The 23,461-nt window shown below is 69.0% G+C and carries 23 protein-coding genes and 2 pseudogenes; 11 read left to right on the top strand and 14 right to left on the bottom strand.

All coding sequences use genetic code 11. The annotated features are described in order from the left end of the window. Positions 1-4: 4 nt before the first annotated feature. From QIY60_RS30960 to QIY60_RS30985, 6 genes are all read right to left on the bottom strand, one after another. A complete protein-coding gene (locus tag QIY60_RS30960) occupies positions 5-1,009 on the bottom strand; it encodes a DNA-directed RNA polymerase subunit alpha (protein ID WP_283145480.1) in 1,005 nt (334 codons plus the stop codon). 93 nt (positions 1,010-1,102) lie between these two features. Next, positions 1,103-1,516, bottom strand: coding sequence for an STAS domain-containing protein (locus tag QIY60_RS30965; RefSeq protein WP_283145481.1), 414 nt, complete (start codon positions 1,514-1,516; stop codon positions 1,103-1,105). 50 nt (positions 1,517-1,566) lie between these two features. Next, positions 1,567-1,992: an ATP-binding protein gene (locus tag QIY60_RS30970; protein ID WP_283145482.1), complete on the bottom strand. Its 426-nt coding sequence runs from the start codon at positions 1,990-1,992 to the stop codon at positions 1,567-1,569. Beyond that, positions 1,989-2,405 carry a pyridoxamine 5'-phosphate oxidase family protein gene (locus QIY60_RS30975; protein WP_283145483.1) on the bottom strand — a complete coding sequence of 139 codons (417 nt, stop codon included), beginning with the start codon at positions 2,403-2,405 and terminating at the stop codon, positions 1,989-1,991. The genes QIY60_RS30970 and QIY60_RS30975 overlap by 4 nt, the downstream gene beginning before the upstream one ends. Next, positions 2,402-4,150: a SulP family inorganic anion transporter gene (locus QIY60_RS30980; protein WP_283145484.1), complete on the bottom strand. Its 1,749-nt coding sequence runs from the start codon at positions 4,148-4,150 to the stop codon at positions 2,402-2,404. Before QIY60_RS30980 ends, QIY60_RS30975 begins: the two co-directional genes overlap by 4 nt. Then, positions 4,147-4,488 carry a metalloregulator ArsR/SmtB family transcription factor gene (locus QIY60_RS30985; RefSeq protein ID WP_283145485.1) on the bottom strand — a complete coding sequence of 114 codons (342 nt, stop codon included), beginning with the start codon at positions 4,486-4,488 and terminating at the stop codon, positions 4,147-4,149. Before QIY60_RS30985 ends, QIY60_RS30980 begins: the two co-directional genes overlap by 4 nt. A gap of 117 nt (positions 4,489-4,605) precedes the next feature. Between QIY60_RS30985 and QIY60_RS30990 the strand changes: the two genes are divergently transcribed. Next, on the top strand, positions 4,606-4,959 hold the full coding sequence (locus tag QIY60_RS30990) for a zinc ribbon domain-containing protein YjdM (protein WP_283145486.1): 354 nt from the start codon (positions 4,606-4,608) through the stop codon (positions 4,957-4,959). A gap of 268 nt (positions 4,960-5,227) precedes the next feature. On the opposite strand, the pseudogene QIY60_RS30995 reads toward QIY60_RS30990, so the two are convergent. Beyond that, a pseudogene (locus QIY60_RS30995) lies at positions 5,228-5,799 on the bottom strand (class I SAM-dependent methyltransferase). Positions 5,800-6,490: 691 nt separating this feature from the next. Then, a complete protein-coding gene (locus QIY60_RS31000) occupies positions 6,491-7,201 on the bottom strand; it encodes an FG-GAP-like repeat-containing protein (protein WP_283145487.1) in 711 nt (236 codons plus the stop codon). A gap of 516 nt (positions 7,202-7,717) precedes the next feature. On the opposite strand from QIY60_RS31000, the pseudogene QIY60_RS32825 reads away from it, so the two are divergent. After that, a pseudogene (locus QIY60_RS32825) lies at positions 7,718-7,973 on the top strand (IS630 family transposase); the annotation flags it as partial. A 1,099-nt stretch (positions 7,974-9,072) separates the two neighbouring features. Here the strand turns inward: QIY60_RS32825 and QIY60_RS31005 are convergent. Further along, positions 9,073-9,651 carry a hypothetical protein gene (locus QIY60_RS31005; RefSeq protein WP_283145488.1) on the bottom strand — a complete coding sequence of 193 codons (579 nt, stop codon included), beginning with the start codon at positions 9,649-9,651 and terminating at the stop codon, positions 9,073-9,075. 659 nt (positions 9,652-10,310) lie between these two features. Between QIY60_RS31005 and QIY60_RS31010 the strand changes: the two genes are divergently transcribed. Beyond that, positions 10,311-10,742, top strand: a complete 432-nt coding sequence (locus tag QIY60_RS31010; RefSeq protein ID WP_283145489.1) for a hypothetical protein — start codon at positions 10,311-10,313, stop codon at positions 10,740-10,742. A gap of 367 nt (positions 10,743-11,109) precedes the next feature. On the opposite strand, the gene QIY60_RS31015 is transcribed toward QIY60_RS31010, so the two are convergent. Further along, entirely contained in the window at positions 11,110-11,298 is a 189-nt protein-coding gene (locus QIY60_RS31015; protein ID WP_283145490.1) for a hypothetical protein, read from the bottom strand. 421 nt (positions 11,299-11,719) lie between these two features. Continuing rightward, positions 11,720-13,042, bottom strand: a complete 1,323-nt coding sequence (locus tag QIY60_RS31020) for an IS110 family transposase (protein ID WP_283145491.1) — start codon at positions 13,040-13,042, stop codon at positions 11,720-11,722. A 510-nt stretch (positions 13,043-13,552) separates the two neighbouring features. Between QIY60_RS31020 and QIY60_RS31025 the strand changes: the two genes are divergently transcribed. Further along, positions 13,553-14,311 (top strand): alpha/beta fold hydrolase, encoded by a 759-nt coding sequence (locus tag QIY60_RS31025; RefSeq protein ID WP_283145492.1) that lies wholly within the window; start codon positions 13,553-13,555, stop codon positions 14,309-14,311. A gap of 178 nt (positions 14,312-14,489) precedes the next feature. On the opposite strand, the gene QIY60_RS31030 is transcribed toward QIY60_RS31025, so the two are convergent. Further along, entirely contained in the window at positions 14,490-14,810 is a 321-nt protein-coding gene (locus tag QIY60_RS31030) for a VCBS repeat-containing protein (protein ID WP_283145493.1), read from the bottom strand. Between the two features lie 1,011 nt (positions 14,811-15,821). On the opposite strand from QIY60_RS31030, the gene QIY60_RS31035 reads away from it, so the two are divergent. Next, entirely contained in the window at positions 15,822-16,073 is a 252-nt protein-coding gene (locus QIY60_RS31035) for a hypothetical protein (RefSeq protein ID WP_283145494.1), read from the top strand. 425 nt (positions 16,074-16,498) lie between these two features. Beyond that, complete coding sequence (locus tag QIY60_RS31040; RefSeq protein WP_283145495.1) at positions 16,499-17,221, top strand: hypothetical protein; 723 nt, start codon at positions 16,499-16,501, stop codon at positions 17,219-17,221. A gap of 455 nt (positions 17,222-17,676) precedes the next feature. Here QIY60_RS31040 and QIY60_RS31045 read toward each other — a convergent pair whose 3' ends face one another. Beyond that, positions 17,677-17,820 carry a hypothetical protein gene (locus tag QIY60_RS31045; protein ID WP_283145496.1) on the bottom strand — a complete coding sequence of 48 codons (144 nt, stop codon included), beginning with the start codon at positions 17,818-17,820 and terminating at the stop codon, positions 17,677-17,679. A 432-nt stretch (positions 17,821-18,252) separates the two neighbouring features. Here QIY60_RS31045 and QIY60_RS31050 point away from each other — a divergent pair, with 432 nt between their 5' ends. The 5 genes from QIY60_RS31050 (at position 18,253) to QIY60_RS31070 (ending at position 20,981) form a co-directional block, all read left to right on the top strand. Continuing rightward, positions 18,253-18,681, top strand: a complete 429-nt coding sequence (locus tag QIY60_RS31050; RefSeq protein ID WP_283145497.1) for a hypothetical protein — start codon at positions 18,253-18,255, stop codon at positions 18,679-18,681. 148 nt (positions 18,682-18,829) lie between these two features. Further along, positions 18,830-19,249, top strand: coding sequence for a hypothetical protein (locus QIY60_RS31055; RefSeq protein WP_283145498.1), 420 nt, complete (start codon positions 18,830-18,832; stop codon positions 19,247-19,249). A 178-nt stretch (positions 19,250-19,427) separates the two neighbouring features. Further along, a complete protein-coding gene (locus tag QIY60_RS31060) occupies positions 19,428-19,844 on the top strand; it encodes a hypothetical protein (RefSeq protein ID WP_283145499.1) in 417 nt (138 codons plus the stop codon). Positions 19,845-19,871: 27 nt separating this feature from the next. Continuing rightward, a complete protein-coding gene (locus QIY60_RS31065) occupies positions 19,872-20,105 on the top strand; it encodes a hypothetical protein (protein ID WP_283145500.1) in 234 nt (77 codons plus the stop codon). 729 nt (positions 20,106-20,834) lie between these two features. Continuing rightward, entirely contained in the window at positions 20,835-20,981 is a 147-nt protein-coding gene (locus tag QIY60_RS31070) for a hypothetical protein (protein WP_283145501.1), read from the top strand. Positions 20,982-21,408: 427 nt separating this feature from the next. On the opposite strand, the gene QIY60_RS31075 is transcribed toward QIY60_RS31070, so the two are convergent. Next, on the bottom strand, positions 21,409-23,445 hold the full coding sequence (locus QIY60_RS31075; protein WP_283145502.1) for a M6 family metalloprotease domain-containing protein: 2,037 nt from the start codon (positions 23,443-23,445) through the stop codon (positions 21,409-21,411). Positions 23,446-23,461: the final 16 nt, after the last annotated feature.

Raw genomic sequence — 23,461 nt, forward strand, 5'->3', positions numbered from 1 at the left:
GTCTCTAGAGCCCGCTTTCGGCGGTACCCTCCAAGTCGAACGAGTGTGCCGCTGCGGCAGGGTCGAATCCGGGCTGGCTGCCTTGGAGGGCCAGGCCCATGCCGGCCAGCTTCGCCTTGACCTCGTCGATCGACTTCGCGCCGAAGTTGCGGATGTCGACCAGGTCCGCATCCGTGAGGGCCGTGAGCTCACCCACGGTGTGGATGCCCTCGCGCTTGAGGCAGTTGTAGGAGCGGACGGTGAGCTCGAGCTCCTCGATCGGCAGCGCCAGGTCGGCGGCCAGGGCGGCGTCCGTGGGGGACGGGCCCATGTCGATGCCCTCGGCGTCGATGTTGAGCTCGCGGGCCAGACCGAACAGCTCGACCAGGGTCTTGCCGGCGGACGCCATGGCGTCACGCGGGCGCATGGCCTGCTTGGTCTCGACGTCGACGATCAGCTTGTCGAAGTCGGTGCGCTGCTCGACACGGGTCGCCTCGACCTTGTACGTGACCTTGAGCACCGGCGAGTAGATGGAGTCGACCGGGATACGGCCGATCTCCTGGCCCACCTGCTTGTTCTGCACGGCGGAAACGTAGCCGCGACCGCGCTCGACGGTCAGCTCCATCTCCAGCTTGCCCTTGCCGTTGAGCGTGGCGAGGACCAGGTCGGGGTTGTGCACCTCGACACCGGCCGGGGGTGCGATGTCGGCGGCGGTGACCAGACCCGGACCCTGCTTGCGCAGGTACATCACGACCGGCTCGTCCAGCTCGGAGGAGACGACCAGCTGCTTGACGTTCAGCAGGAACTCGGTCACGTCCTCCTTGACGCCCGGCACGGTGGTGAACTCCTCCAGAACGCCGTCGATCCGGATGCTCGTGACAGCCGCGCCGGGAATCGAATAGAGGAGCGCACGACGCAGGGAGTTGCCGAGCGTGTGCCCGAAGCCCGGCTCCAGCGGCTCGATGACGAAGCGCGAACGGAACCCCTCAATGATCTCTTCGGTCAGTGAAGGACGCTGAGCAATCAGCACGAGATGTTGCCTTCCATTGCCGGCGCCCGCCATGGGACGCCCTACGTGTTGCAAAGATCAGGGGTGGGGCTGAGGGTGTTCCTGCCGTGACTCTTATATCCGGCTCTGGTCGGATGCTTTCCGCGCGCCGGGCCAATCAGCGGTGTGCCACTCCCGGGACCGGCCGGCCGTGTCCTGGTGGGCCGCCAGGGCAGCGGCCAGGTCGCAGTGGACGGGGATGGGCGGGTGTGTGCCATCAGGGACGAGGGAGCCGTCGGCGGGGATCGCCGCCAGCTCCAGGCACCGCCCCTCCTCCGCGAGTTGGCGGGCCGCCTGGGCGACCGCCAGCTGGCCGCCCACCGACCAGCCGCGCAGCTCGGTGAGGTCCAGGACGACCGGTCCGGTGCCGCGGGCCAGCGCCCAGCCGATGGCGCCGGTGAACCGGCCGATCGCGTCGCCGCCGAGGTGGCCGGCGAGGGAGAGCACGCCGAGGTTGGGATGGGTGGTGTAGCGCCACTCGATGGTCATCGCAGCTGTCTCGTTCCTGCCAGGGGGCCGTTCAGGGTTGTGCCAGGGGGTTACAGGGGGAGGGTGATCCAGATGCTCTTGCCCTTGCCGTCCGCGTCGGCGCGGACCACGGCGGTGCCGCCCAGCCCCAGGGTGAGCTCCACGACGGTGGCCAGCCCGGTGGTACCGGTGCCCGTCGCAGCGGAGTAGAGGGCGGGCTGGTAGGGGTGGCGGTCGTGGACGGCGAACGCGAAGGTGTCTTCGCCGCCCGCGTAGATCACGGTGACGTTCGGGGAGAGGACCGCCGCGTGGCGGACGCTGTTGGTGACCAGTTCGCTCAGGATCAGCAGGGCCGGGCCGACGGTGGGGTGGCGCAGGCTGATGCCCCACTCCGTCAGGGCCAGTTCGGCGGTCTCGCGGGCGGTGCGGACGGCCGAGCCCATGGCGGGCACGGTCAGCGCGTGCCGCCAGGGCAGGGCTTCGATCTGGGTGGTCACCGTCCGGCCTCCGGGTGGGCGAGGCGGAAGCCGGACACGGTCTGCGGCTGGATCCGCAGCAGGGTGTCGTGCGGCCCATGGGTCCAGCCGAAGAGCGTACGCCGGTAGTGGGCGGCCTCGTCCGGGTCGGTGATGACTTCGGCGGGGCCGGTGGCGGTGACCGTCCAGCCGGTGCCGCCCGCCACCTTGATCTCGTCCACGTGGTAGGTGAGGGTGGCCCGCCCGGACAGGGCGGCGGCCTGGGCCGGGGAGCGGACGATCAGGCGGCCGTACTCCAGGCGGTGCACCGCCGGGCGGACGACGGGGCTCTCCCGCTGGAGGTACACGAGGCGTCCTTGTACGGCGCCTTCGAGCAGCCACAGGGCTTCGGTGCCGGAGACCTCGACCATGCGGCGCGGGGCGGGGTGGCTCATCGTGCGGACTCCTGAACGGTGGTACGAGTCTGCTGGGCGGGGAGGGCCGACAGGACGCCCGCGTCCTCCAGGTGGCTGCGGGCGCCGGTGATGGCCTCGGGGGTGGTGGCGTACTCGCGGCCGTCCAGGCGCAGCAGTTCCAACGCGCCGACGGAGTCGAGGACTTGGCGCTGGCCGGGCCGTATCCCCGAGGTCATCACGGCGATGCCGCGCCGGTTCAGCTTCTCCACGGCGTCCTTGAGGACCAGGGCGCCGGTGGCGTCCATGGTAGTGATCCGCGACATGCGCAGGATGACGACGCGTACGTCCGCGACCTCTGAGAGTTCGAGCAGGAAGCGGTGGGCCCCGGCGAAGAACAGCGGGCCGTCCAGGCGGTAGGCGACGATGTGCTCCGCAAGCAGCGCGTGCTCCTCGGCGCTGTGCTCGCCGGGCAGGTCGGGGGCGAAATCCACCTGGTCGAGGCGGGCCTGCTTGGCGACGGCGCGCAGGGCGAGGGTTCCGGCCACCAGCAGGCCGATGATCACCGCGTACACGAGGTCGAGGGCGAGCGTGGCCGCCGCGGTCAGGACGAGTATCAGCGCGTCGGAGCGGGTGGCCTTCGCCATCGCGCGCAGCGAGCCGACCTCGACCATGCGGATCGCGGTCGCGATCAGCACTCCGGCCAGGGCCGCGAGGGGGATCTTGGAGACCAGGGGTGCGGCGGCGAAGACGATGGCGGCGAGGACGGCGGCATGGGCGAGGGCCGCGAGCCGGGAGGAGGCGCCGGTGCGGACGTTCACCGCGGTGCGGGCGATGGCGCCGGTGGCGGGGACGCCGCCGAACAGCGGGGCGGCGATGTTGGCCAGGCCCTGCCCGAACAGTTCCTTGTCCGGATTGTGCTTCTGCCCCACCGTCATCCCGTCCGCGACCTGGGCGGACAGTAGCGACTCCAGCGCCGCCAGGGCGGCCACCGCGACGGCCGGGGCGAGCAGCGAGCCCACGGCCGAGAAGTCCAGGAAGCCGAGCGACGGGGCGGGCAGCCCGGACGGCAGGCCCCCGATCGGCTTGGCGGCGTCCAGGTGGAAGAGCTGGGCGACGATCGTCGCGGCGATCACCGCGACGATCGAGAACGGGATGGTGGGCCGCAGCCGGGCCCCGGCCAGCATGAGCACCGCCACGCCGAGGGCCAGCGCGAGGGCGGTCCAGTTCGGTGTGCGGATGAACTCCTCGATGGCCCGCCAGGTCACCACGAGCACCCTGTCGCCCTCGGGCTTGGCCACCCCCAGCGCGTTGGGAACCTGCTGGAGGCCGATCACACAGGCGATGCCGAGGGTGAAGCCCTCCACCACGGGCGCGGGCACGTACTGCATGTACTTACCCGCCTTCAGCACGGCGAGTGCGACCAGCATGAACCCGGCGATCAGGCCGACCGTGAGGACGCCGGTGGGCCCGTACTGGGCGACGATCGGCACCAGCACGACGGTCATCGCCCCGGTCGGGCCCGACACCTGGAGGTTGGAACCGCCGAAGACCGCCGCGAGCGCGCCCGCGACCACCGCGGTCGCCAGCCCGGCCTCCGCGCCGAGGCCGGAGGAGACACCGAAGCCCAGGGCGAGGGGCAGTGCGACGATCGCCACGGTCAGCCCGGCCAGCAGGTCGCGGCGCGGGCTGCGGCCCATCTCCGCGAGCTCTGCGCGGGCGGGCAGAACAGCGCGGACCGGGTTCCACACCGGGATCCGCAGCATCCGGGTCAGCGAGGAGTTCATTTCGCGGTGACCTCGGCTTCCCTCAGCTCGGCCAGGAGCTGGTTCTGTCCGGCGAGCATCTCGGTGAGGATCCGCCGCGCGGCCCTCATCAGGTCCGCGACGTCCCCGCCGGCCAGCTCGTACACCACCGTCGAGCCCTCCCGCACGGAGGCGACGATCCCGGAGCGGCGCAGCACCGCCAGCTGCTGCGACAGGGCCGAGGGCTCCACCTCGATCGCGGCGAGCAGCTCCCGCACCGGCATGGGCCCGTCCTGCAGCAGCTCCAGCACCCGGATGCGCACCGGGTGCCCCAGCATCCGGAAGAACTCGGCCTTGGCCTGGTACAGCGGAACCGACACGAAACCTTCTCCTCCACGCAGTGCTGCGCCCCCGGCTACCTAGGGGCGCAGCAGAGCACAGCATCTAGTGAATTGCAGAATTTTGCAATTCATGGATCGTGATGTGACACTTTCCGGGTGACCGAGAACCTGCCGCCGTGCCCCGAATGCTCCAGTGCCTACGCCTACGAGATGGGCGCACTGCTGATCTGCCCCGAATGCGGCCATGAGTGGTCGCCCGCGTCCGCCGGGCCCGCGGTGGATGCCGAGGACGGTGTGATCAGGGACGCGGTCGGCAACGTGCTCGCTGACGGCGACACGGTCACCGTGGTGAAGACCTTGAAGGTCAAGGGCAGCCCGAACGGAATCAAGGCGGGCACCAAGGTGCGCAACATCCGCCTCGTGGACGGGGTGGACGGCCACGACATCGACTGCAAGATCGACGGGTTCGGCGCCATGCAGCTGAAGTCCGGGTTGGTGAAGAAGGCCTGACTTCCCTGGATGCCGGCTGTGTGCCCCGGTGGGCCGGAAGCCGGTCAGCGGCTCGGGCCGGATACGCACCGCACCCGGGGTGGGCACATCGGCCCATGGGCGCGGCGGCACCTGCCGACGGACCCGCGGGGGCGCCGTCACGTCCAAGGCCCTCTACGGCGGCAGCCGTGACGCCCCCCACCCGACGCCTCTGTCACGTATCGCCCAGATGGTGACCCAGTGGGTGCGTCAGGCCCCGAACACAGAATGCGCCCGCGCTGGAGTCGGCTCACGCCCTCGTCGGTACGGGCGCATTCCGCGTTCGGGCCGTGCCGCGGAAGACGTATGCCGTCATCGGGGCGGTGACGGGGCCCGGGCCCAGGCGGGCCGTCATCTCCTCGATGACGGCGGCCCGACAGCCGGGCTGTCGCCGCGCTCCTCGACGGCCGCGCGTACCGGCGTCCCGGTGAGGAATCCGGTGGCGACGTCGGCGGCCGACACGCCGCGGCCCACCAGCGTCAGCTCCTGCTCCTCCTCGACGGCGAAGGCGGCGGCCGCCCGGTCGGGGAAGAACATCACGCCGAACTGGCAGACGACCAGGTCGAAGGCTCTGTCCGGGAACGGCAGCCGCTGCGCGTCGGCCTGCAGCCACACCGCGCCCGGAGCCCGGGCCGATCCGAAGGCGACCATGGCCTCGTTGAGGTCGGCGGCCGTCACCTCGGCCGAGGGCGCCGCCGCGAGCAGGCGTGACGTCAATACGCCGGTTCCCGCGGCCAGTTCGAGGATGCGTCGGGGGTGGAGCGCCGCCGCCCGGATGGCCGGGTCCTCGGCCGTCGGGCGCCACCAGTACAGCTCCGTCAGGTCATCGGGGTAGGGCGCGTCACTTTGCGCAACCGGGCGGTGTTGAAGACGCCTTGAGCGGCCAGGGCCAGTTGATACGATCCGGGATCGTCCTGCCGGACGTGGGCAGCCGTCCGATTCGAGCACACCCGCGAGAACGTGAGCGATGAAACCGGACCACGCCGAGGTTCAGCCCCCCTCGGCAGAGACCATGGACCGCCCCATGACATCCCCTTGCTCGCGGCGCGGACAGCAACCGGCTGGTCACCGGCGGACGCGTATCCCCCTTTCCCCTTGAAGCAAGAGATGAACTATCCGGCACCAACCCCGCCCCGGGGCCCGGCATCCCTGGGCTCAAGGAAGTGAGCGTTTTCAGAGTGGTCACCCATCGGGTGATGTGAGTCAGCGGCAGAACGTGCGAAGCTCCCTGGCTGCTGAGATGGGTTCTTGACGTCTCAACTCTCCAGCTGGGGGCCTCGTTGGTTGCGTATCCCGTCGTCACGGTGTGAACCTGCAGGTCGTCACCGATGAGTGCGGCCAGCCGCTGTGGCGCGGGAGGGGGAGCCCCACGGGCTGATGACCTTGGGTGAACAGGGAAACAGGTGCAGGCGTGAGCGGGGGAGAGCGCGAGGCTGGTAGTCCAGTCCCGATCTCTTCCCCTCGGCGCATCTCTGTCGGCCGGGATTCCCGGCCAACTGGTCGACGTGGGGTGTTACGGCGTGACGAGGTTGCTCGGCGTGCTCAGGCCGCCTGTGCCGTTGCCGTCCTGGAGGGCCAGACGGCCGTTGTTCCAGAGGCTGATCAGGTCGGTCTTGCCGTCGCCGTTGAAGTCGCCGCTGGTGCTGAGCTTGACGCCCTTCCGTTGTGCGGCGTCGCCGAGGGTTGCCTTGGGGTAGGGGCCGCGGAACACCGTTCCGGCCGCCGGGTCACGCTGACCGGCGACGATGGTCGGGCGGCCGGTCGCGGTCTGGATCCACAGGTCGCCGTGGTCGTCCCCGGTCAGGTCGCCGTCGGCGCCGAGCTGGGGGTGGGCGGCACGTGTGAGCCCTTCGGCGATGCGTGCCCGGCGGTCGGTCTCGCCCAGGGCGTTGCCCGGGTTGTCGGTGCTGTTGAGGATCTGGAAGAGGTCACCGGAGTCGCCGTCGCGCAGCCACAGGTCGGCGAGGCCGTCGCCGTCCGCGTCGCCCGGGGCGAGCAGGTCGGTCCTGGCCCAGCCGGTGGCGCCGAGCTTCACCGGGGTGTCGGCCTTGCCGTCGCCGGTGCCCGGGTAGAGGTAGAGGCTGTCGTCCTCGACGGTGAGGAGGTCGGGGAAGGTGTCCCAGGTGACGTCGCCGGCGGAGACGAAGCTGGTGACCTTGGACCAGTCGGGGCTGGGAGCGCCGGCCGGGCGCGGCAGCGTGGTGGTCGGCTGGAAGTCGCCCATGCCGTCGCCGGGTTCTGCGGAGCTGAGCCCACTCTTGGCGTTGGTGTCCGGTCTCCCGATGTTCGATCAGAACAGCGCCAGGCTCTCACCGCTGGTGTCCGTGATGACCGGCCGGAACCGGGCGGGCAGGCCGTCCAGGCGGTCGGGGCGGCCTCTGCCAGCCAGGTGCCGAACCGGTCAGCGGCTGCGCGGTAGGGTACTCGCGCCAGGACACGGTGCTCACCGGAGGGGCAGAAGTCGACGGCGACAGTGAGCAGGCAGGAATGGGGCGCGTTCTGGCTGCCCGTCCAGGACACGCGCAGCACCCCCACAGGGTTTGCGCCCGCGGGAGCCGCCAGGGTCGCGGACGAAGGCGGCAATCTGAGTGATCAGGGTGGTGGCGCGCTGGGAGAGACTGTCCAGGAGACTGGGTGGCAAGAGCGATTTCGTCGGTGGCGCGGGCGGGATAGATGAAGGCGACGGCGAGGGGCAGGCGGCCGTAGGAGATTGCCTGCTCCCCGACGCCGCCGTGTTGCACGCAGCCTCTGCCCACCCGAGGTCCGCATCGCGGTCTGTGACAACTTTTCCCGCATCTGACCACGCAGAGGTGCCAACGCGTCGGCACCTGGGCCAAGGCCAACAACGTGGAGATCGTCGGTAATCCGATCAACTCCACTGGCTGAACCGGATCGAGGGCCAGTTCACCGCCCTGTGCTACCTCACCCTCGCTGGCACCGACCACGCCGACGACTGCCGCCTACGCACTTTCGTCAACAGGGCGAACGTGGCCTGAGCGTCAGCTCGGCGCGGCCACCGGGATTGTCCCGACACTGACGTGGACGCGGGGTTTGGGGGAGTCCCCGCAGGCCGCGTTCTCCCGCAGGTGCAGGTCGGACAGGTGCAGCCCGGCCAGGCCAACGATCCTGCAGCGTCGTGTCCGACAGTCAGATCACCACCATCGCGTCACGGACGGTGTTCAACACCTCCAGCTCCGGCCCTGCCCCGTCGGGCAAGCATCTTGGGATGCCGCCGACGCGTGCCCTGCCTCGGCGCCGGCGGGTTCGCCGACACCGACCCCATCGCGTGCCCGAGCAAGGCCCGGTCCCGGTCCTGCTGGGTTGGCAGTCGGCGCACCTCCAGCGCGGCCCGCGGGTCGTCGTTCACCCCACGCCTCGCGCACTGGTGCAGGTAGAAGCCCTTCAGACACGCAGCCGCGGTCTGCAGCCCCGACTGGCCGTACGGCTTCTTCGGCGGCGTCCGCCACGGTTGCCCGAACGGTATCGGTACTCTCGCCCCGACCGTTCCACGTACCGGTGCAAGTCCAGCAGCGTCACCTTCTCCGTGCCCAGCCCCTCGCGCATCCGCCACCGCAGGTGATTGACCAGCGTGTACGCATAGGTCTTCTGCGTCCCCGACTCCTCGTACGTCCGAAGGAAGCTGTCCGCCTTCTCGTCCACCGCACTGTCCGGCCACATGATCGTGTAGAACCACCCGCCACCGGACCGCTTTATGGCTGTACGCGGATGTCCTCCAGGACCATCCCGCTTCGCATACGGCCTCCCGCCCTCGTCTCTGACTGCTCTACGGACCAGTTGCGGCGCTGCATCCGCCAGTCCCTCGGCTGGACCCCGCCCCCGGCTGGGCGACCGGCAGGCGGCGGACCGCTGGACCTGGCTCGTCATCATCCAATGCCACGAAGTCAAGGGCCCGGAGACGGTGTCAAGAGGGCCTGAAATGCTGTGGAGCTCTCTCGCTGGTCGCCGGTCGGCTGTGGCGGATACGGGAGGCGGGGGTGGCCGTCGAGACCCGGGGGCACCGCCCGGCGATCCGGTGACCGCGCTGCAGGCGCTGAACCGACAGGCAGGGCACGGCTGGTGCGGTGATCGCCTGGGTCAGAGCCCCGGTGGTGTCCTCACCGCCAGTGTCATCGTGGGCGAATACATGAAGGAGTTGCAGTCGACGTAGCTGAAAGAGACCCGGCCGCCCTGGGACAGTGTGGTGCCGTACGACGCGTCGGGGGCGACGGTGAGGTTGACCTTCCACTGGCGGACTTCGCCCGGCGAGGCGATCACGCCGTTGTACTCGGAGTCGCAGTGCGTCTCGGTGGAGCTGTAGCGCACGCAGCGCCAGGGTCCTGGCGCCTGCCCGACCGGGGTGACTGTGTCATCTGCGAACGCCGTGCCCGCCGGGGCGTACAGGTGCATGTGGAGCTGGTCTTGGGTGCTTTCGCCGGTGAAATCGGTGGTGGGGTTCTTGAGGCCGAACTTCACCTCGCCCGTCTGCCCCGGCGCGATGACCGCGACCGGGTCCTGGGGATAGTCGACCGACGGGTCCCCGCCCTGCGCCAGCGCCGGCGACGCGCCCAACGCCAGCGCCGCCCCTGCCACGAGCGCTCCCGTGCACCACCGCACGCCCCGGCCTGCCGCCCGCCGTGGCCTCGGTGACGCCGCCGGCTCCCGTACATCGGTCATGTTTCGCGCCTTTCTTCGGTGCCCCCGGAGATGTCGTCGGAGTGTCCCCGATCCCATAAGTGACATTAGGGATGTATCGCTCAGACACGCCTCTCGCGTTGAGCCAACCGGATACACGCCGACTGCGCAGCACATCACCTCATCACCTCATGCCGAGGGCGTCGAGGTCGGCTCGGCGCTGCTCGGTGAGTTTGTCGGCTCGTCGTCGGGTGTTGTCGAGGAACATGCCGAGTTCGACCTCTACGGGCTCCGCAGTCCCTGTCCGCGATGCTGTGCAGGGCCGTCGCCGGGTTCCGGTCGCGCGAGTCTCTCCACATGCCTTCCTGGGTACGTTGAGGTGCGCTTCGCAAGCATGGAATTGCCGGGTGGCCGGAGGTTGAGCTACCAGTTGACGCCCCTGCCACACAGGCCCGCCCCTCAGCTGGCTTTGCGGCCCCAGCCGACTGCTGATCCTTTGTGTGGGCGGCCTCGCGCCCAGCGTGAATGCTGCGGGATCAGCGGACTTCGCCAGGTCCGCTGAGCATGAGCAGACCGGGGCGGCCTTCCTTGTCCTGGCGCATCGTCAAAAATTGACGGCGGTGCACCTCGCCGTCTGCATATGCTCGGTGCGTTCCTTTCCGGTGCTTTTCCGGAGACCGAGATGATAGGGGGTATCAGCAATGACTCTTCGTGTATTTCTGCGTGCGGCGGTATCGGTATGGGCCGCCACCGCGGTGGCGGGTGTCGCATTGGCCGGGACCGCCGGCATGGCCGTGGCAGCCACGGGCGGCGGCTGTACCGGCCCCGCGTCGAAGCAGGCCTGTGTCAGCCTGATAGACGACGGCGGCCACGGTGGCGACATTCTTTTCGAGGCCCGCAGTGACTGGCCCGACGCCGGGCGCGACTGCCGCATGCGGCTGGTGGCCTTCGACGACACCACCGACTGGCGTTTCGAGCGTGAGCTGCGCCGGTGCGACCAGCCACTCGACCAGCACTTCAACCTGCCCAACCCGACCGCCGGGCACCAGTACCGGGCCGAATTGCAGATCCTTCCCAACGGGAAGAACTACGAGTTCGCCGAGTTCGTGAAGAGCCCGGTGCTCACCTATTAGAACGCGAGGCTCCCCGTACGGGAGCCTCGCGTTTTGTCTGCGCTTTCGACTCCGCTGCGCAATTCCCTGCGGTGATGGGGTGTTGACGAGATGATCGTTCGTGCGGTCGTTGTCCTGCCGTACGGTCGTGGGGATGGAGCGGATGTCGATGCGGCTGAAGGGGCTGCTGGAGGTTCCGGAGCAGACAGCCGTCGTGGCCGGGGCGGCGTTCCCAAAGGGGAGCCAGGTGGATTCGCCAACGGTGTCCGATGAGGGACACGATCCGATCCCGGGTACCGACATCGACTGGCCTGTGCAGCTCTGCGACGCCTTTGCCCGCCCGGCGGGCCTGGTAGTCGCCCGCCCAGGGACGGACGAGACTGAGCCGTCACCCATTTCCTGGGCGGATCCCGTGAGGCGGCGAAGTCCCGCCGGGCATTCCGGCGGGGTCGTAGAACATGCCGGAGCGGGTGAGGTTGTAGTTGTTGCCGGCGGAGGTGGTCCAGGTGCCGCCGATCTGGCGGCTGCCGAGGATTTCGCACACGGTGTGGTCGAGGTGGCAGCGCTCGACGTACATCGTGTATTCGTTCTGGTTGCTGGCGCCGGGAAGCGGACGCGAGCCCAGGCGTAGGGGGCGGAGTCCGTGGTGCCCTTGCGGAGTTCGACGGAGAAGCCGCCGCCGAAGTGGCTGTGTTCCCAGTCAGATATCCGACCGCAGCCGGTGCATGCGGCCGGTCCCGCCCGGGATCGCGCGGAGATCACGACCACATCCCCGAACTCCTCGACAGAACCGACCTCCACGGCGTTGAGCTGCGGCAACAGTTTCAACACGTCGTCGCACACAGGAAGCATCCCGCTGACGCAGAGGGATGTCACGCCCCAGGCGAATCGATCAACGGCTACGAAAATCTGGCCGGAAAATCACAACGTTCGCGGACAGGCTGGTGCTGACCCAGGGTGCGGCTGTGCTTGATGGCTCGGGTTCGGCAGGGAGAAGATCAGGCGGATGCGGGCGTCAGCGTGACGGTGTTGCCGAGTCGTTCGAGCTGGCGGACGAGGTCGCGGGTCTTGCGCTCGGGATCGGTGCGGCGGTCGTACCAGTCGGGGCCGAGGTCGATGTAGCGGGCGTCGGGATCGTTGACGAGGTACCAGACGATCTCGAGGATGTTCCGTGCGATGGCGACCTGCGCCTTCTTCCTGGGCTTGCGTTTGACGAGGCGTCGGTAGCGGCTGCCGAGGAAGCTTTGGCTCTTGCCGGCGCTGACGGCGGCCTGCCCCAGGGCGCGCCGCAGCCACGGGTTGCCCTTGCCGGTTCCCGCGGTGGTGTTCTTCGCCCCGGATTGGATGGTGCGCGGAGTCAGCTTGGCCCAGGAAGCCAGGTGCCCTGGGCTGGGAAAGACGTTCATGTCGAAGCCGGTCTCCGCGAGGATGTTCTGTGCGCTGACGCGGCCGATGCCGGGGATCTCGGTGAGGCGGTCCAGCAGCGTCATCCTGACTGTGCCGTCCGGAGCCGGGTCTGTGCGCGGGGCCGGGGCCAGTGCCGTGAGGGCCGCCTCGATGTGCGCAGTCAGGTCCGCGATCTGGGTGTCCAGACGGTCCACGTTGTCCAAGTACAGGCGGATCAGGTAGGCGTGGTGGCCATCGAACCGGCCCCGCAGGGCCTGCGCGAGGTCGGCCTTCTTCGCCCGCATGCTGCCGCGGGCGAGGTCAGCCAGGGTGTTGGGGCTGCGCTCACCGGCGATCAGCGCGTCGAGCATCGACCGCCCGGACACTCCGAAAATGTCGGCGGCCACGGTGGACAGCTTGATCTGAGCATCTTCCAGGACCTTCTCGATGCGCTCCTTGAACGCGGTGCGGTCCTCGGCGAGCACGGCTCGGGCCCGGGTGAGATCCCGCAGTCGGCGTACCGGCTCGGGGGGTACGAACGAGCGCCGCAGCATCCCTCGCTCGGCGAGTTTGGCCAGCCACACGGCGTCGAGCTTGTCCGTCTTGGGGCGGCCCGGCACATTCTTCACGTCACGCGCGTTGACCAGCCAGCATTGCAGGCCCCGGTCCTCCAGCAGGTAGTAGAAGGGCCGCCAGTAGTCCGAGGTGGACTCCATGACCACCAACTCGATGCCCTGACAGACCAGATGGTCCGCGAGTTCCAGAATCGCGGCGGTCGTAGCGCCGGTCTTGCGGACCTCCTGCCGCTTGCGCTTGCCGGAACCGGGCACCCGCGTGCACAACATCGCCGACGCCTTCGCGATGTCCAACGCTCCGACCCGCGCCACCAGTTCGCCGCTCGGATCCAACTCCGTCACGATCGTCTCGTCACCCACCGCCCACTCCTTCTGCATCCGCTCTGAGGGCCACTACCAGGCGGGTGCCGCCCGGAGGGCCGCAGGGGGATGCCGAATCTGGCCGGCGTGCTCGAAGCAACAGGTCACTGCCCCGCGCTACGGCCCCGGCATCAGACTTGTATACGGGCTCACCAGACCAAGATTCGATCGACGTCGGACGCGAGCGGCACCCACGACCGATTTTCGCGTCGTCACCACGGCGCGGCAACGGGCCACATTGACTTGTATGAGCCTAGTTCCTCTGGAGGGACTGGCTGAGCTGCGATGTTGCTCCACTATCTGGCCGAACTTTCTACCGGCAACGACGGCCTAGCCAGCCACCGCCTCGTCCGCGACATGCCGCACGTACCGGGAGTGACCCGGTCCGACTCCGTCCCGCACCCCGGGCGACAGCTGCGGCACCGTCCCGGGTCCGGGCCACGATCCGCAGCAGTTCACTGCTGGCCTCTTTAGCGCCGTGTCGCATCGTGCGTCGTTATGCTTGCCTCCGTGGGCGAGATCGTGGTGGTGCGCGATGGCTGTGGGCCGGAGGTCCTGCTGGTGCATGGCGGTGCCGGCCCGCGGACGACGTGGGGCGCTATCGCTCCGCTGGCCGACCGGTGGACGCTGGCATACGTCCACCGCCGTGGCTATCCGCCGAGTCCACCACCGCAGGAGCGCCAGGACTTCGAGGTGGATGCCCTGGACCTGGCGCCGCTGTTCGTCGGCCGTCCGCACGTTGTCGCCCACTCCTACGGCGTCCTCGGGACGTTGATTGCGGCTGCTGCCGCGCCGGGCAGCGTGCGCTCGCTCACGTTGATCGAGCCACCGCTCAACTACCTTGTCCCTGACGATCCCGAGGTGGCGCGGCTCGAGCGCATCGGCGATGCGGTCCTCACCCACGGGATGGATATGGATCCGGCCGAGCTGCGCGAGTTCCTCCATCTCGCGGGCGCGCCCATCGGCGACGGCCCACTCCCCAAGGAGGTGGTCGCCGGCGTTCGGCGGGCGCACGGTGGTAGGCCGACCAGCGAGGCGCGCCCACAGCTCGACGCGATCCGGGACGCCGGTGTCCCGGTGCTCGTCGCGTCCGGAGACCACGCGGCCGCGGTCGAGCGGATCTGCGACGCACTTGCGGATGCCCTCGGTGGCAAGCGCAGCGTGCATCCGGGCGCTGGTCACTTCGTCGCCGCAGCACCGGGCTTCGCCGAACAGCTTGAGACCTTCCTGCGCAAGAGCGTCACGTGGCGAGGTTCTTCCAGCAGGTGAGTGGGGTGGCGAGGGTGAGGGACGCGGCGGACAGGTTGGCCGAGCGTTCGTAGCAGGCGATAGTGCGCTTGATACACCATCCGGCACGGCTCTATGCAGTGGGCAAGACCGTTAGGCGGCTGCATGTCTCACATGGTCAGGTTTGCGAGCTTCTTGTGGCATGAGCGAGAAGTCCCGCTCATGCCATCGCCTCAGGCGACCGTCTGGTAGGAGGGGGTGTCGGACAGCGCGGTGTTTCCCGGGCCGCCAGCGGGTCCTGGCGGTCGCCGGTGCCGTGGTAGACGTACGGCTTGCCCTCCTGGTCGTAGGCGAGTACGTCGGCCTTGCCGTCGTTGTTGGAGTCGCTGATGCCGATGAGCCGCTGGTAGGTGTTCCAGCCGCCGCTGATCCGGGTGCGGGCGGTGAAGGTGCCGTCGCCCTTGCCCAGGTAGAGCCAGGGCACTCCGCTCTTGTCCCGGGCGACCAGATCCGCGTTCGGGGCGCCGGCGACATTGCCCACGGAGCAGCCTGTCGTAGGCGTTCCAGCCGGAGCCGATCAGGCCCCGGGTGCGGGCGGCGAGCTTCGCCTCGGCGGGGCCGTGGAAGGTGTCCTCGCGGAACAGCCGGTCCGCCGAGTTGCGGACGAGGACATCGGAGGAACCGTTGTCGCTGTAGTCGTGGGCGGCGGCCGGGCGCGCCAGGGTGAAGCCGCCGCTGACGTCGAGGTCGGGTCCGAGGCCATTCTTGGGCTTGGTGACGAGGCGCCAGGTGTAGGCGCCGTTGGGCGCGACGACTGATGTCGCCAACCGTACCGGCGTACCGGTAGCCGTGCGTGGTGAGGTCAAAGACGGCCGATGTGCCGGTCGCCATGTTCCGCAGGGTGATCTTGTCCGAGGAGGTGGGGTACTGCGGATGGTCGCCCAGTACGACGGTGTCGGACACTGTGCCGTGCACGGTCGGGCTGTGGTCCTTGCCCTTGCCCACCTCCGTCGTGACGCCGTCGGCGTACCGCGTCCACCGCAGGGTGCCGTCAGCGTCCGCGGAGAGGAAACCGGCCGTACCCGCGCTCAGGATCTCCGCGCCAGGAGCGACTTTGACTACGGGCGCGGGGTCTTCGTGGCGGATGTGATGGGCATGGCCGCGGCCACGGGTGCGACGAGCGCCCCGGCGGTTACGGCAAGCCCGGCGCTGACCGCCAGTGCCAGGAACCGTCACGGAATACGGGAGCCAGTCATATGCCCTCCTGGACAGAAACAGCAGTGAACGGAGGGCAGTGAAGGACGTGAGGGTCCCGCGGTACGGCATTTTCCGTGATCCCCCACAGGTACGGACAGACAGTAACAACAGCGCATCCCGATACGGGCCTGAGGCAAGTCCGGCGTCCGGCGCATCCGGGACCGACTGGAGATGGGCCGTCTGCCGGCCTCCCAGCGATACAAGTGCGACGACCGCCGCTGGAAGCGGTACGAGAAGCAACTGCCCGGCCACCGGGTCCAGATCGACGTGAAAGTTCATCCAACCTCTCGCCTCGATGTCTCAGGGGCGCCGCGACGGCCGTAACAAGTACTTCCCGCTCACCGCCATCGACGAGTGCACTCGCCTGCCCATGCTGCGGATCTACCCGCAGCTCGACCGAGCCACCGCTATCCAGTTCCTCGACCATGTCATCCAACGCCTGCCGTTCCAGGTCGAAGTTGTCCAGACCAACAACGGGGCCGAGTGCCGGAAGCGCATCGCCCAGCGCCTGCTCGCCGCCAACAAGGGGTGGGCCCCGCCTGCCTGAGGCTGGCCGTCAGGAAGGTCCAGCCCAGATACCCGTGCTTGAGGATGCCAACTTTGTTCAGAGTTGAGATCGGAGCGTGGACTCGGCTGTCTGCCGTGCCCAGCAGTACGCCGCCGGCGCGGGCAAAAGTGGATCTGCGGGTCGAGCCACCTGACGGCGTTCTCACTGAACCGACGACCACCGGCTCGGACAATTCTTCGGTGGGCTGGCCGCCAAGATCGACCTGGCGGTCGAGCAGGCCCAGAAGCCGATGCCACTCGTGATCACGGCCGGGCACGAGCGGGAACCTCTCACCCCGTCCGCCCGTCATCCCCACGGGGGTTGCTACAGACCCAGCACCCCTTTCACTCTTCACCACCGAGGTCCGAGGAGATCCATGGTCGACACCGTCAACTCACTGGCCCACCCGTCTTCACGAAGTGCTGGTGGAGCTCCTGACCAAGGGACCCGCCGTGGCGGGTACCCGGGGCCTCCATGACGCCGTCGCGCGTGCCTCGGTGCTGGGCCCCGACGGTGCGTGGCTCGCCGCTGCGGGCCACGCGAGCCTCGGTGGGCTGGTGTGCGTACAGGGGCAGGCGGAACTGGCCATCCTCCACTTCGAGGCCGCGGTGTCGGACGGCTTCAACGACTGCGTGGCGCTCCACATCGCCCCCATACGCCCGCTGCATCACGATCCCCGTTTCCAAGCCCTGTACCAGCGAATGCGCATCACCCAGGCCGACCTCGACGAGTTCTTCTGGCTGCATCAGGAAATGCAGATCATGTCGAGGGAGGCCCAGAACGCGAGCGTCGACAACATCGGCCGCCTGGACACCGGGGTGTCGCTGCTCCCGCAGGCCCCCATGCCGACCCGCGAACCGAACACCCCCGGCGTCCTGATCACCCGCATCGATCTCGCCGCGACCCAGACCGCACTCCAACAGGCCGCCGTGAAAGCGGAATTCCAGCGCAGCTCCGGCAATACCAGCCTCAGCCTCATCGACGACTCGTGGGACTACGACCGTGCCAGGCACGACGCCTGGCACGCGGACGAGCTGGACTCCCACCGCGTGCAGGCCGCCGCGGCCCGGGCTTTCGTCGAACGCCCCGGGGCCGGCACCATGATCATCCCCTGCCCGCCGCTGGGCTCGATCGCTTACCCGGGCTGAGGAGGGCCGGACCAGCATGGTGGCCGGCGAGGCTCCTTCGCCAGCTTCCGTCCGCCATTTCGCGCGCCCACCCCTTGCTCGCGCGCGCCACTCGCGGCCCGCACCTGCAATCACCACCGCGGGCACACCGCACTCGCCGTCCGAATTCGAGTGGGGTTGCGTCGGGGCTGGTGAGAACCGGCTACAGAGACCGCGACGCCTCCGCCGGCCGGCGGAGGCGTGGTGGCAGATACTCAGGCTTCGGTCAGCCAGTCTTCTCCAAGACCGTCGAGAACAAACCCGTTCTCGAAGCGCACCCGGTATCTGATCTGAGCGCCGACTCCGGCGTCGTACGCTCCATGCCCGATGATCTGCTGACGGAGCTGCTCGATCAGGCTGGCCGCGTGGTCCGTGAACTGGCCCGCGCGGATTTGCTGCTCGAGGAGCGCGGCCTGCTCCTGGGCGAAGCCGCTGGCTTACTTTGCCGCGCCCGTGACGATGCCCTCCAAGCCCTCGGCCAGGAACAGCGGACCGGGGTAGCCGACCCTGGCCGCTGTGTCGTTTGCGGTGACCTGCACATCCCTGGTCAGCTTCACCTTCGCGCCGGTCTCGTACGGCATGGGTGTACCCCCCCTCGTTCGATCTTGGCCGTGATCATGGCAAGCGTAGTTGAGATGCCATGGCAGGAAAGAGCGTCTGGCAAGATCAGGAGCCCCACGGCTTGCCGGGCAGGGCACACGCATGGTCAGCCTGGCCGGCTCTGCCACAGCCTCACTCCTCCGGCGGTGGGGTGGGGTGCGCTGTGTCGCTGGGCGTGTCGGTCGGGCAGTGAGTCGGACCACCAGTCGCATGCGTGCGTGTTCACCCGGTTCAGCAGGATTGTTCGGTGCCCGAACCGGGCTGCCGAACAATCCTCTGCCTGATGGACTTGCCGACCAGCGACATCAACCACGGCCCGGAAGGCCTCCGTCCGTCCAGTTCCCTCATACACCATGAGCACTGGCAAGAACCGTGACAGCGTGACAGACCGAAAGACACCTGAGGGGGAAACCATGCACACAGGCAAGATCATCGTCACTGCCGCGATCGTCGCCGCGATCACCTCGGCCGCCGCGCTCCCCGCGTCGGCTGCCGGGAAACCGTTCCGTGCACCGGAGCACATCACCGCGAACAAGCTGATCGCCCCGAACGTCGTGCAGTTCTCCTACCGGTGCAAGCCGAACCTGGAACGAAGCATCCACGTCGGTCTGACCGCGCCGGAGACCGAGCCGACGACGTATGTCGGGAAGTGGCTGCAGCGCGGCGACATCGTCTGCAACAACAGGTGGCAGACCAAGACCGTGGCCCTCACCGAGGTTTTCGAAGGACGGGACCGCAAGCTCAAGCCGGGAGAGCAGGGCCGGGTGTGGGTACGGATCTACGGCGACTACACCGGGCCCGGCGACCTACCGATGCAGACCCGCATCATGACCGCCCACTGAGCGGCGGATACCGAAACCAGTGACTACGGCCGCCGCGCTCAAGGACGCGGCGGCCGTAGTCCGCGTACAAGGTGACGGGCTTTGGCAAGATTTTCGTCGACGGAGATCATCTCCAGGTGCTGGAACGGTCCGGGTGGCGTCGGCGTAGATGTGCGATCAGGGCGGACTGCGCCGGGAGCGGGATGGGGTCGACGCGGATCTGGACGCCGCGGCAGCGCAGGCCCGGCTCACCGGGCTCTCCCCGGGCCCCGACCCGGACGCCACCTCGCCCGCTGAGCGTAAGCTGGCCGACTGCAGCGTGCTCTGGTCGGGCACCACGGGCCTGGCCGAGGCCAGGGGCGACAAGCCGTTCGCCGCTGCCGTACGCGCGCTGCAGAAGCGCGGCTGGAAGCTCGCCTCCCGGCAGCAGGACGGTGCCTTCACCCAGGCCGTCCTGGCCAAGGGGGAGTGGACCGTTAAGGGCAAGCTCTCCGAGAGCGACCGGATCGACCGGATCTCGTTCGCCGGCTACCACTCCAGCTGCGCGAAGGACATCGCCGCGCTCCCCGGTATCGGGCCGAAGGCCTGAGCATGCCCCAGCCGGAGAAATCCGTCCTCGACCTGGCGCGGTGGGGTGGGGCGGGGTGCCGGCGTGAGCCGCCTCGCCCGCCTCTTCCAGGACGGCTTCCAGACGGTGCACGGCCTCTCACCCGACCGACGAGCACCTCGTACGCACCGCCACCGGACAGGAGGCAGCCCAAGCCCCCATGCTGCTGGCCGAGGCCGGGGCACACCGCACGCTCCTGGCGTACTACGCGCGCATGAGCACCGCCGAGCTGCCGGACCTGGCGAACGGCATCTGGATCGAGGACGCCCCCACACTTCTGCACAGCAAGAACCATCCCACCCGGCTGCAGGGCACCATCAAGGACACAGTCACCGGCTTCGCGACAGACGGTGGCGGCGGCCACTACGCCGTGAGCACCACCACAGGAAACATCTGCCACATGACCGCCGGCACCCTGCACACCGACGCCACCCACCCGGACGGCCTCCACGACGCGGAAGAGACAAGCCCCTCCAACGCCGCACCCGACCTGTGGACCTTCCTGGACCAGCTGCGCACCAAGCTCGGCGAGGCCGTCGGCATCCAGGCATCGTGGACAGCCCGCCACCCGCACTGAGGGTGGGGCCGAGCCGTAGGGGTGTGCATGGGTGATAGCCGGGTGACGATCAAGCTCACGGGTGACGATGCACTGGTGCTGTCGCACTGGCTGGAGAAGCTCCAGATGACGGACCTCAGCCACGTTGTCGATGATCCGGCGGTCTGGGCGCCGATCCATCGGATCGCCGGAACGCTCGACAAGGCTCTTCCTGAGCTGTTCGCATCCGGCTATGACCAGCAGCTTGAGGCCGCTCGTCAGAGGGTTCGGCCGGAGGGCTGATCGGAAGCGCGGCGTCTTGTTTGGGTAAGTGGATTCGTGGCAGCGGTCGCAGGTGTGGGGCTGTGGCTGGCACCTGCGGCCGCAGCGGTGGACAGCGACAGTCGGCTCGGTGGCTGTGGGTCGTTCGGGAGGTCCATCTGCGGTCACGGCGGGGTCAGCAACAACAACCTGCGATCCTATGCCTGTGACTCCTACGCGGACGGCGATGGGTTCATGACCATATTCTGGCTGGCCAGCGGGGAGAGCGGCGTCGTCTACGACCCCAATGGCAGCCAGTCCGGCTGGGGGAGTACCGGGTGACGGGCCCGTACCGCATCACCTCATACCAGGAGTGCAGCAACACCGCCCCCGCGATCTGCCGACCCCGCGTCTGGGTTTAGGGGTTTGAGGGGCGAACCACTCGGCTGGCTCGCCAAGTCCCGAGAGGGGCTGCAGGCGTGCGCGGCCCATCGGACACGCCGTAGCTCCGGCCACCAACAGAGCCCTTGCCTCCTCGCCGGACTGGTCTTCAGCCTGACGGGGAGGCACTGGCCGGTGGGGGATCGGGAAGGTCGGCTACCTCCGATGTGGCGCAGCTGCTGGCCCACCCCCACCCCTCGTTTGCGGCTCGGCTGGCCCCGCCTACTGGCGCTTCGGCCGTGATCACCGTCAAAGTCTCCTGGACGCGATCGGCAACCCGCGCCGCGATGCTTGACGTTCGTGGGGAAGCGCGGTCCAGGGCCCGCCAGGGTGCCTGCCGGGCCGAACAGCAGCGCCTGGCGGAGCGGCGAGCTGGCGAGCGGGAGGCCGCCCGCCCCGCGGACGGTGGTGTTCATGGCCTGGTCGGGGCGCGGGGGTCAGCGCCGGGCCGAGAACGAGGTCGCCGAGACCGCCTGAGCGCCACAGACGGCGCCGTGCGGGCGGTGTTGCAGTCTCCGGCGCTGGCTCGTCGTCTCACGCAGGAGCCCGGGTACACCTTTTCAGCCGGGACGAGCAGCTCTTCGCCGTCGGAATGCGAGGCCTGGGCGGGACCGGTTCCGAAGTTCAGCAGCCTGACGGCGCAGGGCGAATGCTCCACTTCGCACGGTGTCCCGTCTGGCCGATGCGCTGGCCGTGTCCCCCAGACGCCTCGGTGAGGAACGCCACCGGCGCCGCCTGGCCGCCCGACTCGACGCACTCGGTTACGCCGTCACCCTCGAACGCCGGGAAGCCGGTCCTGGCGGGCAGTCAGCGGCTGACTTCCTTCGGGGCAGCGGCTGTTGCCAGGGCGTGGGGCAGCCGGGCCGCAGCTGGCCCAGCTGCCCCACGCCCTATACGGGAGAGGTCACCTGCCGGGTTTCGGTAGCGAGCAGGTGGCCTGGGCTGTCTTGGCCGGGTCGCTCTCCGAGCGGGCGGTGAGGATGACGGTGCCCGTGCGTTCGGCGCCCGGCTTCGCGGTGACGGCGACGTCGACGGGGACGGAGGTGCCGGCGGCCGCGGCGGTGAGGCGGTTGGGGAGCCAGGCCGACCAGCCGCGTTGCGAGGTGGTGGCGGTCAGGCGGTAGATGTCGGAGGACAGGTGCGGCTGGTTGCGCGGGTCGGGCTGCCCGGTGTTGGCGAGGCTGAAGGTGCACACGGCCCGGCCGGTGGCGGGCGTGCTCGTGACGGAGCCCTTGCCGAGGGCGACTGCGCGGGCCTGCGGGCCGACTCCGTCCAGGGACTTGACGCCGATGTCGTAGGAGAGCACGCCGGTGGCGTCGCGTCGCACGTTGAGGACGTAGAAGTACAGCCGGTTGGCCTCGTCGACGTACTCGTACGAGCTGCCGGAGTCCGCCCCCACGTGGAAGAGCGCGTCGCTGAGCTGCCGGTAGTCACCCATCGTGATCTTCTGCGGAGTGCCGTCGGGGCGGGTGAAGTCCACCAGGTTGATGTCTTCGGGGTGGGCGTCGATCACCCAGGCGAACGGCGCGCGGTCGGCGTTCTTGGTCTTGCTGAGGAGGACGCCGCTGTCCGGTGTGAAGGAGTCCATGCCCATGCGGTCGACGACCTCGACGGTGTAGTTGTCGTAGCCGCCGCCGTCGCACAGCGGGTCGGTGGCCCGGTCGCAGGCAGGCGACAGGTCGCGGGCCATGGTGATGTTGACGCCGGTCAGCCCTTTCTCTCCGGGCGGGGCGGAGCGGGCGGTGACGCGGGCGACGACGGGGCCGGAGTCCTTGAGGGCGTCGCGGTCCAGGCGCAGGATGTTCCTCTCGTCGACCATGCCGAGTTTGAGCTTGTCGCGCAGGACGTGCTGGGCGCCCATGGAGCCGCCCGCGGTGGCGGGTATCTGCCAGCGGGTGTGCGGCCCGCCGGGGCCGTTGAATGTGCCGCGCGAAAGCATGCCCCAGATGCCGGTGTAGGCGCGGCTGAGCGGTGTCCCGTAGGGGTTGTTGTAGTTGTCGCCGATGCCCAGGATGTGGCTGAGTTCATGGGCGAAGGTGGCCATGCCGGAGCTCTCGGCCTGGGTGGAGGAGCCGTTTGCGGCGTTGGGCCAGATACGGGCGGCCGCCTGCCAGGACGTCCACGGCACATAGCGGGTCCGTGCCGCGTTCTGTCCGGAGGCGATGGGTGACGGGGGTCCCCAGGCGGCCGGCACGTCCTGGGCGGAGGCGAACTTCATCGGCCCGAACTCCTGCCAGGCGGAGGACTCGTCCACTCCGGCGGTGAGGTAGAAGACGAAGTCGAACTCGCCGGCTTTGCCAGCGCCCACGTCGGCGACCCAGGCCCGTTTGCCGTCGGCGCGGATGTCCTTGCCGCAGGTTTCGCCCACGGGGCAGGCGCCGGGGTTCATGCCGGGCTCGATGCCGTACTGGTAGGACTTGCCCGGCATGCGGTAGGCGCCGAAGGCGGTCAGGCCGACGCCGAAGCGGCCGCCGGAATCCTCCATCCAGTACTCGTTGATGGTGTGGCCGTGGTTGAGTGTGCCGGGCTTGTTGAGGAAGTCCTCGTAGAACTTGGGGAGCTGGGCGCGGGGGATGCCGGACGCGCTGGGCAGCGGATTGCCGAACTTGGCGGCGCCGGCGGGCTTGGTGACCGAGAACTCCTCGTCGGAGTAGTCCAGCAGTACGAGAGCGCCTTTGAACTTGCGCCGGGTGGGCTGGCGGTTGGGGTTCGCCCAGTCCGTGCCTGGGACGGAGCGGTATTCGGCCCAGGTCATGTCGTCGGGGTTGCGCCAGTGCTGAGGGTCGACCGGCCGGACCAGGGGCGGGCCCCAAGGCGCGGCATCCGGCGTCGCCCGGGCGGGCCCGGCTGCGACGGCTGCGACGACGCCGAGGAGCAGGATGACGACGCTGAGCCGACGCAGTCGACGTGGTCGGTGCAGGCGTCTGCGGTGCACGAACATGGCTCACCTCTTGCCT

The sequence above is a fragment of the Streptomyces sp. BPTC-684 genome, from assembly GCF_030028635.1.
GTDB lineage: Bacteria > Actinomycetota > Actinomycetes > Streptomycetales > Streptomycetaceae > Streptomyces > Streptomyces noboritoensis.

Excerpts from the sequence above, each read along its gene's own strand:
- QIY60_RS30965 (WP_283145481.1), bottom strand. The coding sequence starts at position 1,516 with ATGACCATCGAGTGGCGCTACACCACCCATCCCAACCTCGGCGTGCTC.
- QIY60_RS30975 (WP_283145483.1), bottom strand. The coding sequence starts at position 2,405 with ATGAGCCACCCCGCCCCGCGCCGCATGGTCGAGGTCTCCGGCACCGAA.
- QIY60_RS31010 (WP_283145489.1), top strand. The coding sequence starts at position 10,311 with ATGACTCTTCGTGTATTTCTGCGTGCGGCGGTATCGGTATGGGCCGCC.
- QIY60_RS31005 (WP_283145488.1), bottom strand. The coding sequence starts at position 9,651 with ATGACCGATGTACGGGAGCCGGCGGCGTCACCGAGGCCACGGCGGGCG.
- QIY60_RS31035 (WP_283145494.1), top strand. The coding sequence starts at position 15,822 with ATGTCTCAGGGGCGCCGCGACGGCCGTAACAAGTACTTCCCGCTCACC.
- QIY60_RS31075 (WP_283145502.1), bottom strand. The coding sequence starts at position 23,445 with ATGTTCGTGCACCGCAGACGCCTGCACCGACCACGTCGACTGCGTCGG.
- QIY60_RS31055 (WP_283145498.1), top strand. The coding sequence starts at position 18,830 with ATGTGCGATCAGGGCGGACTGCGCCGGGAGCGGGATGGGGTCGACGCG.
- QIY60_RS31000 (WP_283145487.1), bottom strand. The coding sequence starts at position 7,201 with ATGGGCGACTTCCAGCCGACCACCACGCTGCCGCGCCCGGCCGGCGCT.
- QIY60_RS30980 (WP_283145484.1), bottom strand. The coding sequence starts at position 4,150 with ATGAACTCCTCGCTGACCCGGATGCTGCGGATCCCGGTGTGGAACCCG.
- QIY60_RS31050 (WP_283145497.1), top strand. The coding sequence starts at position 18,253 with ATGCACACAGGCAAGATCATCGTCACTGCCGCGATCGTCGCCGCGATC.
- QIY60_RS31015 (WP_283145490.1), bottom strand. The coding sequence starts at position 11,298 with ATGTACGTCGAGCGCTGCCACCTCGACCACACCGTGTGCGAAATCCTC.
- QIY60_RS31065 (WP_283145500.1), top strand. The coding sequence starts at position 19,872 with ATGGGTGATAGCCGGGTGACGATCAAGCTCACGGGTGACGATGCACTG.
- QIY60_RS31045 (WP_283145496.1), bottom strand. The coding sequence starts at position 17,820 with ATGCCGTACGAGACCGGCGCGAAGGTGAAGCTGACCAGGGATGTGCAG.
- QIY60_RS31060 (WP_283145499.1), top strand. The coding sequence starts at position 19,428 with ATGCTGCTGGCCGAGGCCGGGGCACACCGCACGCTCCTGGCGTACTAC.